Source organism: Vibrio hyugaensis, from assembly GCF_002906655.1.
Lineage (GTDB): Bacteria > Pseudomonadota > Gammaproteobacteria > Enterobacterales > Vibrionaceae > Vibrio > Vibrio hyugaensis.
This window is the reverse complement of sequence record NZ_CP025795.1, coordinates 683,956-701,871: the sequence shown is the minus strand read 5'-3', so window position 1 is coordinate 701,871 and position 17,916 is coordinate 683,956. Positions and strand designations below refer to the sequence as shown.

Below are 17,916 nucleotides of genomic sequence, written 5' to 3'. Positions count from 1 at the left end.
GTTATTGATGGGTATTATTTCTATAAATAAATACACCATTTCTATTTTTGGTGACTTTATCTTTTAAATAAGATAGTTCGCCATTTACAAATACAGATTCAATACCTTGCGCAACAGAAATTGGATTTTCGAACGTTGCAGTATCTTTAATTGTATTTGGGTTAAATAAAACCAAGTCTGCGTAAGCGCCTGTTTTTATTTCCCCACGATCTTTCAATTGGTAGCGTGTTGCTGACATCCCCGTCATCTTGTGAATCGCTTCTGCCAATGGGAAAAGCTGTTCTTCACGGCAGTAATGCCCCAAGACTTTCGGGAATGTGCCCCACAAACGTGGATGTGGATGCGGGTCATTTGGTAATCCATCCGAGCCCACCATGGTCAACTTATACTTAAGGACACGTTTGACGTCGTTTTCATCCATGCAGTGATAAACCGCACCCGCAGGTTGCAACGCTTTTGCTGCTTCCATAAGAGGCAGTTGCATCTCGTCAGCAATGTCTTTCAGCATCTTGCCAGCGTGTTCAGGTTTACTTTCAGACCAAGTGATGAAGATGTCGATTTCATCCGTCACCTGTTTTAAATCCAGCGTTGAAGAACTGGCAGAATATGGATAGCAATCGCAAGACACGTCTTGATGCTCAGAAACCTTATCCATCAAATCCAGCACTTCTACCGTGCGTCCCCAGTTGCCTGCACCTGCACATTTCAGATGAGAAATCACCACTGGCACTTTGGCATACTGCCCAGTTTCAAAGGCTTCTTCCATTGCGCTGATGATTTCTTCAAACTCGGTGCGCATGTGTGTGGTGTAGATACCACCGTGATGACCGAGAATTTCCGCTAGGCGCATCACTTCATCCGCGTTGGCTTGCTTGGCACTCGCATAAGCAAGACCCGAGCTCAAACCCAATGCGCCCTCTTCCATCGCTTGTGCCAGTGTTTGGCGCATTTGCTCGATTTCTTCATCGGTTGCCGTGCGCAGTAAGTCGTCCATCACGTTGTTACGTAAAGTGGTGTGACCGACTAACGCTGCAACGTTGACCGCAGGGTTCGCCGCTTGTACCGCCTTCGCATACTCCGCAAAAGTTGGGTATTTGAAATCTTCCTGCTTGCCCAATAGATTCATTGGGTCTGGCGGAGTATCACTGAGTACCGCAGGGCTCGCGCTAATTCCGCAATTGCCTACGATTACCGTCGTCACGCCTTGGCTGATCTTTGGCAAGCAGTCAGGGTAACGAATCACATTGGTGTCATCGTGCGTGTGCACATCAATAAATCCCGGAGCCAACGCAAGACCCTGACCGTTGATAACCTTCTTTGCAGAAAGCTCGTCTAGCTGCCCTACTTGCTCAATACGATCTTGACGAATCGCAACATCAGCAATGAATGGTGCTGCACCCGTACCGTCAAATACCTCTACGCTTTTGATAATGGTATCGAACAACATACTTCACTCTCTTCGTCCGTCGTTAACATGATTCCATCTTAATAATTCTTGAAATTTAAACAGTGAAGAAACACACAAAAAACTCAAGTTTGTTTGATACTTTCTAACATATTATTTATAGTAGTTAGCAACAAACACTTAATATCAATCACTTAGACCATGTTAGAAGTAGGTACGCCATGAAAGACAATCGCCAAAAGTGTGATAAAAACTATCATAATGAGTGTGTTACCACGCCAGGTTACGGAGAAAAGGCTCAACCTGTTGCGTGCAATTCGGATGGGTTACACAGTTTGATCCATGAAGAGATCACCTTGCCCGCTGCGGTAATCAAATCTTCTTCATTGAAGAACAACCTCGATTGGATGCAGCGTTTTGCCAATCAGCACAAAGTGAAGCTGTCGCCGCACGGTAAAACCACCATGACTCCCGCTTTCTTTCAGCAGCAATTAGAAAACGGCGCTTGGGGTATTACCGTCGCAACGCCAGCCCAAGCAGAAATTGCGGCACTCGGCGGAGCGAAAAACATCATCATGGCGAACCAACTAGTGGGGCGCGCGAACATGACTATCATTGCCAACTTGATTGAAACACACGGGATCAACTTCTACTGCTGTGTGGACTCGAGCCGAAACGTCAAAGCGCTCGAACGTGCGTTCGCTGAACATCAATTGCCGCTTAATGTATTGATTGAGTTTGGTGTCGAAGGCGGTCGCTGTGGATGCCGAAATCAACAAGATGTGGTTGAGCTCGCCACACTCATCCACCAGCAACCTCACCTCACGCTAAAAGGTATCGAGGTTTACGAAGGTGTCATTCATGGTGACAATGCTGAGCAGGACATCCGTGACTTCCTCAACACCACATTAGAAATCGCGGCTCAACTACAAAACGACAACTTGATTGAGTCTAAACCTCTTGTTACTGGCGCAGGCTCTGCTTGGTATGACGTGGTTTCTGAATGCTTCGCCAACCTAGAAGATTTTGATGCCGTCATTCGCCCAGGTTGCTACGCGATTCATGACACAGGCATTTACCTAGACGCACAAAACAAAGTCATGCAGCGCGCTGAAAATAACCAAGGTGCAGCGTGTGATTTAGGTGGTGACTTGGAATCGGCACTAGAGCTTTGGGCTTATGTCATTTCTCGCCCCGAGCCAACCAAGCTAGTTGCCGGCTTTGGCAAACGTGACGTGGCGTTTGATGCCGGGTTACCAATCCCCGAGCGCGCTTACCGCGATGGTGAGTCAATCTCTATTGAAAGTGCGGTAACGACCGCGGTGATGGATCAGCATGCGTTCATCGAAGTAGACGCAAACAGCGACCTTCAAGTGGGTGATATGATTGCCTTCTCAACCTCTCATCCATGTTTAACGTTTGATAAGTGGCGTGCCGTGGCGGTTTGTGATGATGAGTATCAAGTCACTCATTGGGTGAAAACCCGTTTCTGATGATGAGCTTAGTGAGGCTTTTCGTTATACTGCATGCCAAACCAGTGGAGGCGGCACAATCGTCTCCATGCAAAAGATAGGAACACAGCTTGAGTTTAGAAGTCGATATTATCTCTCAAATCACTGAACGTTTCAGTGCGCTGCGCGATGCCGAAAAGAAGGTCGCGAAGTTGATCATGGACGACATTCAAACTGCCGCTAACGCCAGCATTACTGAACTGGCAGAAAGCGCAGAAGTGAGTGAAGCCACCATCACCCGTTTTGCTAAAGCTGTTGGCTGCAAAAACGTGCGTGATATGAAGATCAAACTGGCACAAACCTTAACGGTTGGACAACGATTCATCCTTGAACCACCTGATCAAAGTGGCTACCAAGGCATCTATGAGTCGATCAAGCAATCCCTTGATGTAAACCGTAGTTTGATTGTTGAAGAAGATATCGACACTGCCGTGAACTGGCTGCACAACGCAAGACAAGTGATCTGTATTGGCATGGGTGGCGGCTCGACCATTGCAGCACAGGAGATGCAGCACCGTTTGTTCCGTCTGGGCTACCCTGTTGTGGCGTACAACGATGGCTTGTTATCGCGCATGATTGCGGCGACTGCAGACGCGAACGATGTGCTAGTGATGATCTCAGCCACTGGCTATACCCCTGCCATCATAGAAACCGCACAATTAGCTAAGCAATACGGCGTAAAAGTCATTGTGATTACTCCGAAAGACACGCCTTTGACTGAGCAAGCCGATTTGGTTCTGCCTATTGAGCACCAAGAGACGGACTTCATCTATAAACCATCGGCTTCTCGTTACGCGATGTTGGCTTTGGTTGATGTACTTTCGATGGCATTAGCCGTTAATCATAAGCGACGCTCGCGCGATAAACTTCGCCGACTCAAAGTTGCCCTCGATTCTTATCGCGGCGGTTTGGAAAGACAGCCTCTCGGTGATTAAACCGACGTGGTCTAGGTACCTAAAATCTCGCTCATAAAACTCAAACAATTAAGCCCGATGTTCAGCATCGGGCTTTTATTTTACCGAAATAATACTTCAATTCGGTACGATGTCTTGTTTTAATATTTAGGAAAACTTGCTAACACATAAATAACGAAATTCATCAATAAGAAAATTCTGATTGAATGTAAGGTTATCAAGATTAATACCAATTCGTACTCGAAATAATTTATAAGTTAATTAATTATTTTCCTCATCAATATTGATTAACTATTAACTTATTTTCAAACGAAATATGAACATTAAGTTTCCATTTTATTTTCGTTTCCGATAAAACTATTTGAGACTTTCATCACACTAAATTTCAAATCTCAGGAATAGACTCCGATCCTTTCAAGCCCCCCAATTTGCAGTGAATCTATGAAACTTTCTAACCTAAGTATTAAAAGTAAAATCAGTGCGTTGATACTTGTTATCTCCGCTGCCGTCATTGCGTTATCTTTCTTCTTTACCTCTCAAATAAAACTTATTGATGGCAAGATGACTGAATTTTCTGACACCACAGTGCCAAGTATTTTATTGGTAAAAAATATTGAAATCGAAATTGGCACCTTAAGAAAAGACGAATTCTCTTTGCTGACTAATGTAAACCATGCTGAATTTAACACTTGGCTTAAAGGTTTGGATGAATCAGAAAATAAAATCGACAACTATATTGAGCAATACGGTAAATCACTTTGGGATCAGCGCGACCGTGATGCTTATAATGAAGTATCGAGTGCGTGGTCAAAATACCGTAACTTCAACGACAAATATTCAGAGTTATTAACCACGAAACGCATTGATGAAGCCAACGCCATGCTGCTGGATGGTTTTTCAACGTTCCAAACACTTTCTAGCTCGATTAAAGATCTGGTTGAGTTAAACCAAACCTTCATTAAAGAAGACATAAACAGCACTCACGATGTAGTTGCAGACGCCATCACTTATAGCATTATCGCGATTGTTGCTTTATTGGCATTGAGCTTCGTGCTCGGCTTATTCCTTACAAAACAAATCTGTTCCCCACTACAATACGTGGTTGAAATGGCCTCTAAGATTGCTTCCGGCGACCTTACCTACAAACTTCCGCGCAATAAAATTGGTAACGACGAGCTCGGTTTATTGGCAGACGCATGTGAAGATATGCAAGCCAAGCTATTGAGTCTGGTCGACAGCATCTCTTCCACTACCGCTCAGGTGAGCACCGCTACCGAGGAAGTGAGCGCAATTTCAGAACAAACCTCTTCAGGTATGGATGAGCAGCAGCAACAACTTAACCTGATTGCGACTGCCATGAACGAAATGCAAGCAACGGTGCATGATGTTGCAAGCAACACAGAAGCCGCTTCAGAAACTGCAAACAGTGCCTCTCAAGAAGCCAAAGAAGGCTTAGAAGTGGTTCAAGAGTGTATTGAGCAGATCAACGAAGCCTCGGTCGCGATTCAATCGGTTGGCACCATGGTAAGCGAGCTAGAGCAAGACGCATCGAACATCAGCGTGGTGGTTGACGTAATTCAAGACATCGCAGAGCAAACTAACCTGCTTGCTCTCAATGCCGCAATCGAAGCTGCCCGAGCGGGTGAACAAGGCCGTGGATTTGCGGTTGTGGCTGATGAAGTTCGTACGCTAGCGAGTCGCACACAAGCATCGACAGAAGAGATCATTGCCATCATCAGTAAGCTTCAGAACTGCTCGAAAACCGCGGTATCGGCTACAAACAACAGCAGCGATTTGATTCAAGTGTGTGTTGAGCAAGCTCAGCGAGCGGGCACGACGATTGGTCACATCGAACAAAGCGCTGACAACATTGCTGAGAAGAGCATCCAAATCGCGAGTGCGTGCAGTGAGCAAAGCTCTGTGACTGAAGAGCTCCACCGCAATGTTGAGCACATCAACCAGTTCTCTAGCGAAGTCGCAACAGGCTCTCGTCAAACCGCGATTGCGTGCCGAGACTTAAGTGAACTGGCGGTTGGTCTACAAGAAATCGTCAGTCAGTTTAAAACGGCTTAAACAGCCATTAAAGGTTGCGTTAACTTTGTCCTAGCGCGCTCTGTAAAGCCCGATGCTCAACCATCGGGCTTTGCTTTATCTCGCCGTTTCTTTACGCGTGCACAGTAAACCTGATCCTTGTCTCGATTCTTTAATTTATCTTTCCTAATCCCACCATCATCACGGTAACCCACTATATTTGAATGAGAATATTCTTAGAGACGCATTCAAAGGTGAGGCTAGTTTCAATAATTAATCAATTGATGAATATTGAAGGAATTTACTTCCTAGCCGGACAAAACTGACTCACGTTACACTGAATGCAGTCCCACACTCTTCTATAGCTTGATACGAATTCGAGCTCACCTTCTTAGAGGAAGCGTCGCATGATGAAGCGAATCATTCTTGGCACCCTAGCCCTGACTCTTTTAACTGCCTGTTCCAAAGATGACGGACAGCAAGCCCTTGGTACATTAGAACGTGACCGCGTAACCTTTACTGCTACCTCTAGCGAGATAATTCGTGCCCTACCCATCAAGGAAGGCAGCCAAGTCACCGAAGGAGAAGTGCTGGTTCAGCTCGATACAAAGAACCAAGAAGCCGTTTTAGCTCACGCCGTAGCCGAACAAGCCAAGGCTGACGCCTATCTTTTGAAATTGACCAATGGTGAGCGACCGGAAGACATTGCCGCAGCGCAAGCTCGCGTTGCCAGAGCGGAGGCTCAATTGGTTGAAGCGCAAAAGAACTATCAACGTAAAGCAGAGTTAGTTCGCAAAAAAACTCATCAGCCAATCAGAAAAAGATACTGCTTTAGCAGCCAGAGATTCTGCCCGTGCAGAGCTAGACTCCTCACAAGAAGAGTTCAGCAAACTGACTGCTGGCTCTCGCCCTGAAGATATTGAACAAGCGAAAGCCGCACTCATGGCAGCAAAAGCTGATGTGGCACTGCAAGAACAAAAACTGGCAGAACTCACCATCACTGCCACGCGTGACGGCTTACTCGACAACCTACCGTTTAACCTTGGCGAGCGCGTTCCTGTGAATGGCGTGGTTGCTGTGATTCAAGCCAGTCGCGTCCCATACGCTCGCGTTTATGTTCCTGCCAACTACCGAGTCGACTTTGTGCCGGGTAAAACGGTTAACGTGCATGTAGATGGCGTTGAGCAACCTTATAGTGGCACGGTTCGTTGGGTTGCTACTGAGCCTTCATTCACACCTTATTTCGCGCTTACCGAGGAAGAACGCTCGCGTTTGATGTACCTAGCAGAAGTCGACCTTCAAGACTCAGCACAATCCTTGCCTTCAGGTATTCCAGCGCAAGTGGATTTGGTGGAGTAAGCCAATGACCGAATACGCGATTCAAGCTGAAAATGTAGTGAAGAAGTTTGGTGACTTCACCGCCATCAACAACATCACGCTCAATGTGCCCAAAGGCAGTATTTATGGTTTTCTTGGCCCTAACGGCTGCGGTAAATCGACAACCATTCGAGTGTTGACTGGCTTGCTTAGTCCAAGCGAGGGCAATGTAGATGTGCTCGGGTTAGAGATCCCAAAACAATCTGAGCTTCTGCGTCTCAAGATAGGCTACATGACGCAAAAGTTCTCCCTCTATGATGACCTGACGGTTCAAGAGAATCTTGAGTTTATTGGACAAATCTTTGGAATGGAAACCAAGGCCCTAAAAGCTCGCATCGAAGAACAACTATCAACCTACGGTCTCGACCAACTGCGTAAACAGCGCGTCGGCGGAATGAGTGGTGGCCAGAAACAACGCTTGTCTCTCGCCGCAGCCACCATGCACAAACCAGAACTGTTGTTTCTTGATGAACCAACATCTGCGGTTGACCCAGAGAACCGACGCGATTTCTGGGAGCAATTGTTTGATCTCTCTGACCAAGGCACCACGATTTTGGTCACTACGCACTACATGGACGAAGCGGAACGTTGCCATCGTCTGGCGATTATGGAAGCGGGGGAAATCCGCGCCGATGGTGAGCCAGAAGAGCTCATGGCGCAATTGGGCGTTAACATCGTCGAAGTCAAAGCGGATAACTTACGAGAGCTCAAAGAGAAAGTCATTCAGCGTGAAGAAGTCCGTTCTGCCGCACAACTAGGCATTCGCTTGCGCATTTTGATCCACCAGCACATCGAACAACCGATCGAATGGTTAACCCAAACCTTTCCTGAGCTTAAGGGCTGCGAGATGAACATTGCTCGTCCTAGCTTGGAAGATGTTTTTGTCAGCGTGACGGGAGAAGGTCGCCAATGATGAAATCTATCGCCCGTATGAAAGCGGTAGTGATCAAAGAGATCCGTCAGCTCTCGCGTGACCGCATTACCTTTGGCATGGTCGTGATGATCCCGCTGATTCAGCTTTTACTGTTCGGCTTTGCCATTAATACCGATATTCGCAATATTCCCGTTGGCGTCGTCGATCAAAGTGGCAGTACCGCCGGGCGTGTGATCACCGAGTCCGTCAAAGTCACGCAAGTGGTCGATGTGGTTGAAACTTTCGCTACCGCTTCAGAAGCCGAGCAAGCCATTCAAGACGGTTTGGTGCGTGCGGCTTTGATTCTGCCTAGCGACTTAACCCAACGTATGGTGCAAGGCCGAGAACTTGGGCAGTGGATTGTGGATGGTTCAGACACCATGATCAGCTCTGCGATTTTGTCACTGCAAACCATGCCGTTAACGGATTTTGATTTTAAGATACGACCAGCCCCAACCAAGACCTTTGAAGTCGCCCTGTATTACAACCCCAGTCGGCGCTCGGCGGTGAACATTGTCCCCGGTTTATTGGGCGTAATTCTGACCATGACGATGATCTTGTTCACCAGTGCAGCCATTGTTCGAGAACGGGAACGTGGCAATTTAGAGTTACTGATTACCACACCAATTCACTCCATCGAACTCATGGTGGCAAAGATCATTCCATATATCTTTGTTGGTTTGATTCAAGTCTTCATCATTCTAGGCTTAGGACATTGGATATTTGGTGTGCCGATAAACGGTGCCATCAGTCAGATATTGTTTGGCACGCTGTTATTTATCGCCGCGAGTTTAACCTTAGGTTTGGTGATATCCACCATCGCTACAACCCAGCTTCAAGCGATGCAGATGACGGTATTTATTCTTTTGCCGTCGATTCTTCTGTCCGGATTTATGTTCCCTTATGAAGGAATGCCCGTCGCCGCACAATGGATATCCGAAGCCCTACCAGCCACTCACTTTATGCGCATTATTCGTGGTGTGGTGTTGCGTGGTGCAGATTTGATGGAACTATGGCGAGATACGACTTGGTTGCTTGGCTTCACGGTCGTCGGATTGGTCATCGCCTCATTGCGCTTTAAGAAATCTCTCGATTAACACTTGTAATACAAGAAACAATAACGCCTCCACATTCGGAGGCGTTATTGATCAAAGCTAGTAGAACGTCAGTAGTACTCACCGAGTGAACAATCGTGCAAATCGGAGATAATGTAGTTTCTCAACGAGTTGATTTTAAAATTAAAAACCACTTGTTTGCATACGTTCCTACTACGGTCACTGTAAGTAATATAGCCTTCACCATAAGCACGTTTGCCACTGGTTGAAGTGATGTCGGCATCCAGCTCTAAATGTGCTTTATGTGCTTCGACACGTTCCATCATTTGTGGAACATCAAGCCATTCTTCACGATTGGCCATTTGGATCAGCATCGATTCCGCCTGTGTTTCTAGCTTTTGCGGATAAACGTAGAGACGGTTATAGGCAAAGTAGACGGTCATCAAAAGAATAATTAACACTGCTGAGGTAGTTCTTGTCATGCAAGTTGCCTCTTATCGTTATGAATTTCTGCTTTTCTCTATTACTTCAGTATAGAAAGCGGATGAAGTTTAGGTTAAAAATTCACACAAATAACAAGCGACGGTCAGAGTCAGTCAATTCCATGACAAGCCGCCGCTTGATTTAACCTAATTCTAAATAACTAGACACTTTGCAGTTCTTAAGTACTGGAAATTACTTTTACTTATCGATAGGAAACAATTTGCTTTCAAATACGGTGGCATAGATTGGTATATCTTTAAGCTTGTTGATATCGATTTTGTATGGGTCTTCTTCAAGTACGGTAAAGTTGGCAACTTTACCCACCTCAATACTGCCAAGGGTGTCTTCCATTCCCCAAGAGTACGCGGCTTCTATAGTGATGCCTTTTAATGCTGCTTCACGAGATAACGCCAAGTCTTTACGTAGTACATTGCCATTATTGGTTTGACGTGTTGCGGCACTCCAAGCTAGTAACAATGGGTCAGCTGGAGCCATTGGCATATCTGAGTGCAGAGACACCGGTATTTGCTCTTTCTCGATGGTCGCCAGACGCACCATGGCATGAGCACGCTCTTCACCTAAGCCGACTTCACCAAAACGGTCACCAAAGCCAGTGACGTAATATGGATTCACACTGATGATGGCTCCGAGTTCTTTTAACTCTTTCACTTGCTCATCCGTAGAATTAGCAAAATGCACGATAGTGAAACGATGGTCTTCACGAGGATATTCCGCCTGACGACGTTTTAAAATCTCAATCAGCTTCTCGACCCCTTCATCACCATTCACATGCACAAGAATCTGATAGTCCTTCTCCCAAAACAGTTTGGTGATGTCTTCTACTTCTTGGGGTGTTTGAATCCACTCGCCGTGGTGACCATCAAGATAACCGTCTTTCATCATCATCAACTGAGAGATGATCGCGCCATCGAACAATAGCTTAACTTGGTTTTTAAAGAAGCGAACTTTGCCTTCATCAGGGAACGTCTTAGTGATCTCTTCCACCGCCTGAACCACACCTTCTTTGCCTTTCATAAAGTAAGGCGTCTTACTTTCTGGTGTGAAGAAGGAGTACATTGGCGTCTCATCTGCACCGAGAATTTCTTTGTAAAGGCCAACCATATCCTCTGGTATAAACGCGCCTGGTTCGTTGTAGGCTGTTACCCCTTTCTCATGCAACAATTCCACCATTTGTTCGAGACCAAAACGGAATCTCGCTTCACTGCCTAGATCTTTGTAGATCCGCGGCAATAGGTAAATCAGCGCACCACCTTCCCAAAAGTGGCCGCTTTCTAAGTCTGACTGTGCAACGACGTCTTTACCTTGCTTATCAATGTCACCTTGGTTTAAGCCAAACTTCTCGACGAAGGCAGAATTGACGTAAAACTCATGCGCAGAACGATGCCAAACACCGATTGGACGTGTCTTAGAGATCTTATCAAGATCGGCACGAGTCAGTTCTCCATGAAAGAAATTGTTGTATCCCCACGTCCACAGAACTTCATTCGGATCTTTCATTTCTTTTTCCACTGCGCTAAGTGCAGCAAGATATTCTTCATGCCCATTGACTGCTGGCCATGTACGGCTTGGCAACTGCCATTCTTCTGGCGCAATTACAGGCATACTCAGCGTTAGAGCACCCAGGAACGGATGCAAATGCTGCTCGATAAAGCCTGGCATGATTACTTTGTCTTCCAAGTCGACTTTGTCGGCATTTGGGAACTGCTTGAGTGCTTGTGCCTCTTGCCCAACAAACACGATAGTACCGTCATCATCAGCAACGACCGCTTCGACGCGAGGCTGGCCTTCATCCATGGTGATGATGGTATCTGCGAGGTAAATTGTCTCACCACTATCAGCCGGAACACTCGCTTGATTTTCGGCCTGTACCTCTGGTTTTGGTTCTTGCGGAGTTTGCTTTGCTTCTTCTGCTGGGCTGCACGCCGTGAGTGTTCCCATCAAGCCGAGAATAGCCCCAGCTAGTAACGTTCGTTCGAGTGATTTCATTTCTATCCCTTATATCGCTAGTTTATTGACTACTGTTGTTATGGAATCCCGTTCCCAAAAAAAGGGGCGATGGTGTATAAAGTAAAGACGGCTTTTGTCAGTGTTGAACCGATTTAGCTCACAATCTTGAGAATGAAACATAAAATGGTTTCCTTCAGTTCATAGGATTACCAATGACAGTTTTCACCAACCGATGATCCGAACCAACTGGCTGATTTGTCGATAAGCGGGAACAGATTTTCTTGTGGGCTTTTTCTGATTTAAGCCAAAGGTGATCAATCCCTATCATCGCGAAGGCAGGAACAGGCAAGCCTTTTACTGATGTTGGCCAACTGGCAACAGGTTGAGTTTGGAAACGAGAAAACTGCCCATTAAACCTCGGGCTTGCAGCAGAGAGATTGAAATCCCCTATCACGATCATATCCGGTGTTGGATACAAATCAGTAAGGGTTTCTATGGTTCGAATCAGTGCATTGCGGCGTTGCCATAACGGCTCAGTTCTTGGCGAGGGAGGATGCGCCGTCATCAAGGTAATCGGGTTGTCCACTTGCCATGTTGCTCGAATCACCTCTTGACCATCTGGAGTGTGATAAATCGAAACAGGCTCCAAAGGATAACGGCTCAAAATCATCTGATTTGACGGGTAACCAACGCCGCGCTGGCCGCCATAATAGAAAGGATAAATATCGTCGAGAAGATGAAGCTTCTCCCCCACTTGAGGCGAGAGCTCTTGCATCACCACCAAATCCGCAGGGTGTTTAAGCAAGTAATTAATGAACTGATTGATGTCCCGATTTTCGTAGAACAGGTTGAATTGGACTATCGTCAGCGGATTTTCGCAGGTTTGGTTGTTTGTGATTTGAGTGGGTAAGAGAAACGGAATAGAAGCGAAGCCGATTAAAGCAGAGAAAATGGCTTTCGCCCAGTGACGACAAACCAAAAGTACCAGAGCAAAACCTAGGTAGACGAATAAAAGGAGAGCGGGAATCGAGGTTAGATTCTCCGCCCACCAAATATCATTATATTGCCTTGTCACCAGCCAAATTGAAGCGGGTAAAAACAACACAATCCATTGAATGACTCTCAGCACACGCACGGCTCATTTAGCGATTACATATCATAAGCTTATATGTAATCGACCAACTCGCCAGTGCGCAGCTGAACTGTATCTAAACAGATTGGCTTAAATGGAATGAACCGCTTCCGTTGCAGGCTCTGTGAGCAGCGCTTTTTCGCTCACTTCCACTTTAACCGCAGCGACCTTGAACTCAGGGATCTTCGCATGCGGATCAGTCGCCGTTGTCGTTAGACGGTTGACTGGCGATTCAACAAAGTGGAAAGGAATGAACACCACACCTTTTTGAATCCGCTTAGTCACAAAGGCATCAATCTCAATGCTGCCGCGACGTGTAGACACCGTCAGACGCTGACCATTACTGATGCCTAGCGCTTCTGCGTCTTCCACACTCACCATTGCGCGAGGGCCAGCAAGGTTATCCAACCCTTTGGTTTTGCGCGTCATAGTACCGGTATGGAACTGCTCAAGTACACGACCTGTTGTTAACACTAGTGGGTACTCTTCATCTGGCAGCTCAGCCGCATAACGGAACGGTACGCCCACCATTTGCCCTTTACCACGAGTAAACTGGGTTTGGTGCATGATGCGAGTACCCGCAGGGTTGTTCTTGTTGCTCGGCCATTGCACACCGTTTGGCGTAATGGCATCCCAACGAAGACCCGCGTATTGAGGTGTCACACGTGCGATTTCATTGGTGATATCAGACACGCAGTGGTAATCCCAATCACTGCCCATGGCATTGGCGATTTCTTGAATAATCCACCAATCTTCTTTCGCTTCACCCGGCGCCGTGACAACCGGATTCACGCGCTGAACACGACGCTCCGTATTGGTGAAGTGACCCGCTTTCTCTGCAAACGAGCAAGAAGGCAGAACCACATCCGCGTATTGCGCGGTTTCCGTTAGGAAAATGTCTTGAACCACCAAGAAGTCGAGTGCTTCTAAACCTTCAATCACATGCGCTTGGTTCGGGTCACTCAACACTGGGTTCTCACCCATGATGTACATACCACGAACGTCACGATGGCAAGCCGCATCAATGATTTCTGTCAGGGTTAGACCTTGCTCAGAAGGCAGATTTGGTGCGTTCCATTCAATCGCAAACTTCTGACGCACAATTGGGTTATATACCTTTTGGTAGCCCGGGAAGCTGTTTGGCAAAGCGCCCATATCACACGCGCCTTGCACGTTTGATTGACCACGCAGCGGGTTAATACCACCACCTTCAATACCGATGTTGCCACACAGCAATTGCAGGTTAGCGATAGAACGCACGTTGTCATGACCTGTCGTGTGCTGAGTGATACCCATCGAGTAGTACACAGCCGTACGATCTGCCGTACCGATCATGCGCGCCATTGCTTGAATGTCTTCGGCTTTAACTCCCGTAACCAACTCCACTTTATCGAGATTGTAAGCTGGCGACATTACTTCTTGCAGTAAGGTATCAAAACCGTCGACACGTTCTTCGATGTATTCTTGATCATACCAACCGTTCTTGATGATCTGCTGCATGACACCGTTTAGGAGCATCACATCCGTACCCGGACGGTGCGCCATGTACAACTCAGCATGCTCTGCCATATCGACACGTTTCGGGTCAGACACAATCAAACGAGCGCCGTGGTGGCGAATTGCTTGTTTGATGTGTGAAGCGATGATCGGGTGCGCCGATGTGGTATCCGAACCGATAATAAAGATCACATCCGAGTGCTTAATGCTTGGAATGTCGTTGGTCATTGCACCACTGCCCAGTGACGCCTCAAGACCCGTTACACTCGATGCGTGACACAAGCGCGCACAGTGATCGACGTTATTGGTGCCCAGTTCACGACGGACAAATTTTTGGAACGCGTAGTTGTCTTCATTGGTGGTTTTTGCTGAAGAGAAACCTGCCAATGCGTTGCTGCCAAAATCTTGCTTGATGCCAGAGAACTTGCTCGCAATCAGTTGAATCGCCTCTTCCCAGCTTGCAGGTTGCAGCCAACCGTCTTTACGGATCAATGGCGTGGTAAGACGCTCTTCACTGCCGATGAAATCAAAACCAAAGCGCCCTTTCACACACAGCATGCCTTGGTTAACCGGTGAGTCACCGCCCTTCACGTAACGAATCGTATTGGTTGCTTCGTCCACGTACATGGTCAACTTACAGCCCACACCACAGTATGTACAAATGGTGTCGACCGCTTTCAGATCTTCAGTACGGCCTTGCGAACGGTCACGACTATCGACCATTGCGCCCGTTGGACACACTTGAACGCACGCGCCACATTGCACGCAGTTCGAATCACCCATTAGGGTTAAGCCATTCTTGTTACTTCCAAAGTGTGGACGATCATCAGGACGTAATGCCGGACGACCTTGTTTATCGCACACGAAGTTCAGTACACCGTGTACGGCTTTGTCGCGGCACGCTTGGATGCACTGACCACAGCTAATACAGCGGTTAGCATCAAACTCAATAAACTCAGAGCTGCGGTCAACTTCGTACTTATGACGCAAGTCTTTCGCACGAAGATCTAACCAATCTTGATGTGATTTAATCTGCAAGGAGAAGTCAAAGCTCTGCTCGGCTTCATATTCGGTGGAGTAGTCACGTAGCGCACAATCGGTATTGGCCTGACAGCCACATTCTAGACAGCGCGCGGCTTCCTTCATTGCTTCTTCGTTATCAAAGCCCAACTCCACTTCAGCGAAGCTTTGCTCGCGTTGTGTTGGAGTCAGCTCTGGCATGATAGAGCGAGCGACTTTTTGGATGTTCTCGAAGTGAAGCGGATCGACTTGAGAGAGTTTCTTCTCTTTGCGCGAGTTGAACGCCGCCTTTGGCATATCCGCCATATCGCCATTCAAAAACAGGTCAATGGCTTTTGCCGCAACGCGACCATCACCCACCGCTTCAACTGCCGTTGCAGGACCACGGCGGAAATCACCAATACTGAAGATGTTGCCCGTGCCGGTGTGCATGGTCTTTTCATCTGCATCAGAGGTGTTCCAACGCGTAAGCGGAATCGACAAATCTTCGCCTTCGAGGAAGCTCAGATCTGGCTTTTGCGATACTGCCGCAATCACGGTGTCGAACTCTTCGGTAAAGAACTCGCCAGTTGGTTTAGGGCTTCGACGACCAGATGCATCCGGCTCACCCAACGCCATGCGCTCTAGACGAATCGCACTCACGCGTCCGGTTTCATCGGCAAGGTTTTCTGCAGGGTTGGTCAAGAAGTGGAATTTCACCCCTTCGTGTTCCGCTTCGACAATCTCGTAGTCTTCTGCTGGCATTTCGTCACGGGTACGACGGTAAATCAACGTGGTGTCTGCACCAGCACGACGCGCAGTACGAGCACAGTCAATTGCCGTGTTACCACCACCGATCACCGCGACTTTCTGACCCGTTACATAGTTTTGCTCGGTAACGTAATCTTTAAGGTAATCAACGCCTAAGTAGCAACCTTCAAGGTCACTGCCTGTGTAATGCATTTCAACTGCTTGAGACGCACCGACAGCTAAACACACCGCATCGTATTCTTCGCTCAATTGAGAAAGCGTGAAATCCACACCCAGCTTTTGATTAGTGTGAACTTGCATGCCATTACGGCACATCAGTTCGATTTCTTTATCGAGAATGTCTTTTGGCAAACGGTATTCAGGAATACCGTAACGCAACCAACCGCCCGCTTTTGGCATGGATTCAAAGACCGTAACGTCATAGCCTTCGTTCGATAGGTAGTAGCCAGCCGTTAGACCACCAGGACCACTGCCGACGACGGCAATGTTCAAACCTTTGCTTGGTTTCTTTTCTGGTACGTAGGCTTCATGCGCAGACAAATCCGCATCCGCGGCATGACGTTTTAGCTGACGAATTGCAATAGGCTCATCGACTAACGAGCGGCGACATTCGCTCTCACAAAATGCTGGGCATACACGGCCAATCGATAGTGGCATAGGAAGCGTACGCTTAATCACTTCAATCGCTTTTTGATGATCGTTCTGTGCGATGTGATAAAGGTACGATTGGATATCCACGCCCGCAGGACACGCGGTTTTACATGGCGCTTCACAATCGGCGTAATGGTCCGTCATGATGCGGTTGAGTGCTTTTCTGCGGTGCTCGCTTAATTGTTCTGATTGCGTGACCACATTAAGGCCGCGGTAAACTTCGAGTTCACACGCACGCTTAGTACCGCCACTTTCGACTTCAACTACACACAAGTCACACGGTACTTTTTCATTACTTTTGTTCATTCCGCACAGCGATGGGATCTCGACCCCACACACTTTTGCTGCTTCTAAAAGGGTTAGACCCTCTTCTACAATTCTATATTTTCCATCGATGACAATTTCTATCATGCAACCCCCGCAGCAAAGCAAATCCAAATCTGCACAAGTAAAACCATGCATTCTATAAGGATAATCATTTGTAAGACAAGTTAGTGTGATGTAAAACTTATAAACCACATTTTTCACGTGTCATAAAAAGCGAGGGCTTCTTTCGCTAACTTTCAACACTCGGTGTTTAACAAACGTTTTACTCCCTCGAAAGTGCGAAAACTGAAGGGGTGGACTATTTTGATAATAAGAGTAATAAATGATTGACCTTACCCTTAGGTTAACCTTTAGAATCGAAGGGTTTTCATCATTTTCATCAAACACATGGGAAAGGGTATGCACTTAAAATCGCTGCATACAATCTGGTTAACTCTCTTCACGACACTAGTGCTATTGGTATCTAGTGTGGCGAACAGTGAGCCGTTGATGAATATTCAAATGATGTCTACTGGCATGGCTCACCACCCTTCAATGATGAGTGACAGCGAACACTGCGGTATGCCTGGCATGATGGACGTCTCCATGACAGACGTTTCTATGTCCGAAGATGGCGATGCAAGAGAAACCAGCATGAACTGTGGTGGAGGCTCCGGCATGGTTCACACCTGCTGTACTGCCGCGTGTACGATAGTTTTCGTCCCCCTACCGAATCCTGTCAATAGCCCAATGCCCGTCGTCTATCGCACAACCATTACTCCTGAAGTTGCTTCCCCAGTCGTACACGTCAACCGCGACCTGTACCGACCTCCTATAGCCTAAATCCGTCCTAGCATTCGACCCTGCGCGTATATCGCAGGTTGTTTTAATGCGCCAGAACGA

Annotated in this window: 11 protein-coding genes and 1 pseudogene; 7 read left to right on the top strand and 5 right to left on the bottom strand. The window is 47.1% G+C overall.

Annotated elements, in window-relative coordinates; genetic code table 11:
• Window position 1: 1 nt before the first annotated feature.
• Window positions 2–1,447: an N-acyl-D-amino-acid deacylase family protein gene (locus C1S74_RS20370; RefSeq protein WP_045397379.1), complete on the bottom strand. Its 1,446-nt coding sequence runs from the start codon at window positions 1,445–1,447 to the stop codon at window positions 2–4.
• Between the two features lie 179 nt (window positions 1,448–1,626).
• On the opposite strand from C1S74_RS20370, the gene C1S74_RS20365 reads away from it, so the two are divergent.
• From C1S74_RS20365 to C1S74_RS20340, 6 genes and pseudogenes are all read left to right on the top strand, one after another.
• Window positions 1,627–2,898, top strand: a complete 1,272-nt coding sequence (locus C1S74_RS20365) for an amino acid deaminase (protein WP_045397377.1) — start codon at window positions 1,627–1,629, stop codon at window positions 2,896–2,898.
• An 89-nt stretch (window positions 2,899–2,987) separates the two neighbouring features.
• The gene (locus tag C1S74_RS20360) at window positions 2,988–3,851 is read left to right on the top strand and encodes a MurR/RpiR family transcriptional regulator (protein ID WP_005425077.1); all 864 of its coding nucleotides are present in this window, start codon (window positions 2,988–2,990) and stop codon (window positions 3,849–3,851) included.
• A gap of 420 nt (window positions 3,852–4,271) precedes the next feature.
• Complete coding sequence (locus C1S74_RS20355) at window positions 4,272–5,903, top strand: methyl-accepting chemotaxis protein (RefSeq protein ID WP_045397374.1); 1,632 nt, start codon at window positions 4,272–4,274, stop codon at window positions 5,901–5,903.
• A gap of 365 nt (window positions 5,904–6,268) precedes the next feature.
• Window positions 6,269–7,220 (top strand): annotated as a pseudogene (locus tag C1S74_RS20350) (HlyD family secretion protein).
• A 4-nt stretch (window positions 7,221–7,224) separates the two neighbouring features.
• Window positions 7,225–8,151 carry an ABC transporter ATP-binding protein gene (locus C1S74_RS20345; RefSeq protein WP_045397373.1) on the top strand — a complete coding sequence of 309 codons (927 nt, stop codon included), beginning with the start codon at window positions 7,225–7,227 and terminating at the stop codon, window positions 8,149–8,151.
• Window positions 8,151–9,248, top strand: a complete 1,098-nt coding sequence (locus C1S74_RS20340; protein WP_045397659.1) for an ABC transporter permease — start codon at window positions 8,151–8,153, stop codon at window positions 9,246–9,248. The genes C1S74_RS20345 and C1S74_RS20340 overlap by 1 nt, the downstream gene beginning before the upstream one ends.
• Before the next feature lie 68 nt (window positions 9,249–9,316).
• Here the strand turns inward: C1S74_RS20340 and C1S74_RS20335 are convergent, their stop codons facing one another.
• The 4 genes from C1S74_RS20335 to fdhF all read right to left on the bottom strand — a co-directional run bounded on the left by C1S74_RS20335 (window position 9,317) and on the right by fdhF (window position 17,118).
• Window positions 9,317–9,688 carry a hypothetical protein gene (locus C1S74_RS20335; RefSeq protein WP_181136809.1) on the bottom strand — a complete coding sequence of 124 codons (372 nt, stop codon included), beginning with the start codon at window positions 9,686–9,688 and terminating at the stop codon, window positions 9,317–9,319.
• 199 nt (window positions 9,689–9,887) lie between these two features.
• Window positions 9,888–11,696, bottom strand: coding sequence for an amidohydrolase (locus C1S74_RS20330; RefSeq protein ID WP_045397371.1), 1,809 nt, complete (start codon window positions 11,694–11,696; stop codon window positions 9,888–9,890).
• 154 nt (window positions 11,697–11,850) lie between these two features.
• Window positions 11,851–12,786, bottom strand: a complete 936-nt coding sequence (locus C1S74_RS20325) for an endonuclease/exonuclease/phosphatase family protein (protein WP_045397369.1) — start codon at window positions 12,784–12,786, stop codon at window positions 11,851–11,853.
• Between the two features lie 93 nt (window positions 12,787–12,879).
• The gene (gene fdhF, locus C1S74_RS20320) at window positions 12,880–17,118 is read right to left on the bottom strand and encodes a formate dehydrogenase subunit alpha (RefSeq protein ID WP_045397368.1); all 4,239 of its coding nucleotides are present in this window, start codon (window positions 17,116–17,118) and stop codon (window positions 12,880–12,882) included.
• A gap of 315 nt (window positions 17,119–17,433) precedes the next feature.
• On the opposite strand from fdhF, the gene C1S74_RS20315 reads away from it, so the two are divergent.
• Complete coding sequence (locus C1S74_RS20315) at window positions 17,434–17,856, top strand: hypothetical protein (protein ID WP_045397366.1); 423 nt, start codon at window positions 17,434–17,436, stop codon at window positions 17,854–17,856.
• Window positions 17,857–17,916: the final 60 nt, after the last annotated feature.

Bases quoted from the DNA above. Each gene is read 5' to 3' on its own strand.
- C1S74_RS20355 (WP_045397374.1), top strand. From the start codon at position 4,272: ATGAAACTTTCTAACCTAAGTATTAAAAGTAAAATCAGTGCGTTGATA.
- fdhF (WP_045397368.1), bottom strand. From the start codon at position 17,118: ATGATAGAAATTGTCATCGATGGAAAATATAGAATTGTAGAAGAGGGT.
- C1S74_RS20345 (WP_045397373.1), top strand. From the start codon at position 7,225: ATGACCGAATACGCGATTCAAGCTGAAAATGTAGTGAAGAAGTTTGGT.
- C1S74_RS20340 (WP_045397659.1), top strand. From the start codon at position 8,151: ATGAAATCTATCGCCCGTATGAAAGCGGTAGTGATCAAAGAGATCCGT.
- C1S74_RS20365 (WP_045397377.1), top strand. From the start codon at position 1,627: ATGAAAGACAATCGCCAAAAGTGTGATAAAAACTATCATAATGAGTGT.
- C1S74_RS20330 (WP_045397371.1), bottom strand. From the start codon at position 11,696: ATGAAATCACTCGAACGAACGTTACTAGCTGGGGCTATTCTCGGCTTG.
- C1S74_RS20335 (WP_181136809.1), bottom strand. From the start codon at position 9,688: ATGACAAGAACTACCTCAGCAGTGTTAATTATTCTTTTGATGACCGTC.
- C1S74_RS20370 (WP_045397379.1), bottom strand. From the start codon at position 1,447: ATGTTGTTCGATACCATTATCAAAAGCGTAGAGGTATTTGACGGTACG.
- C1S74_RS20315 (WP_045397366.1), top strand. From the start codon at position 17,434: ATGCACTTAAAATCGCTGCATACAATCTGGTTAACTCTCTTCACGACA.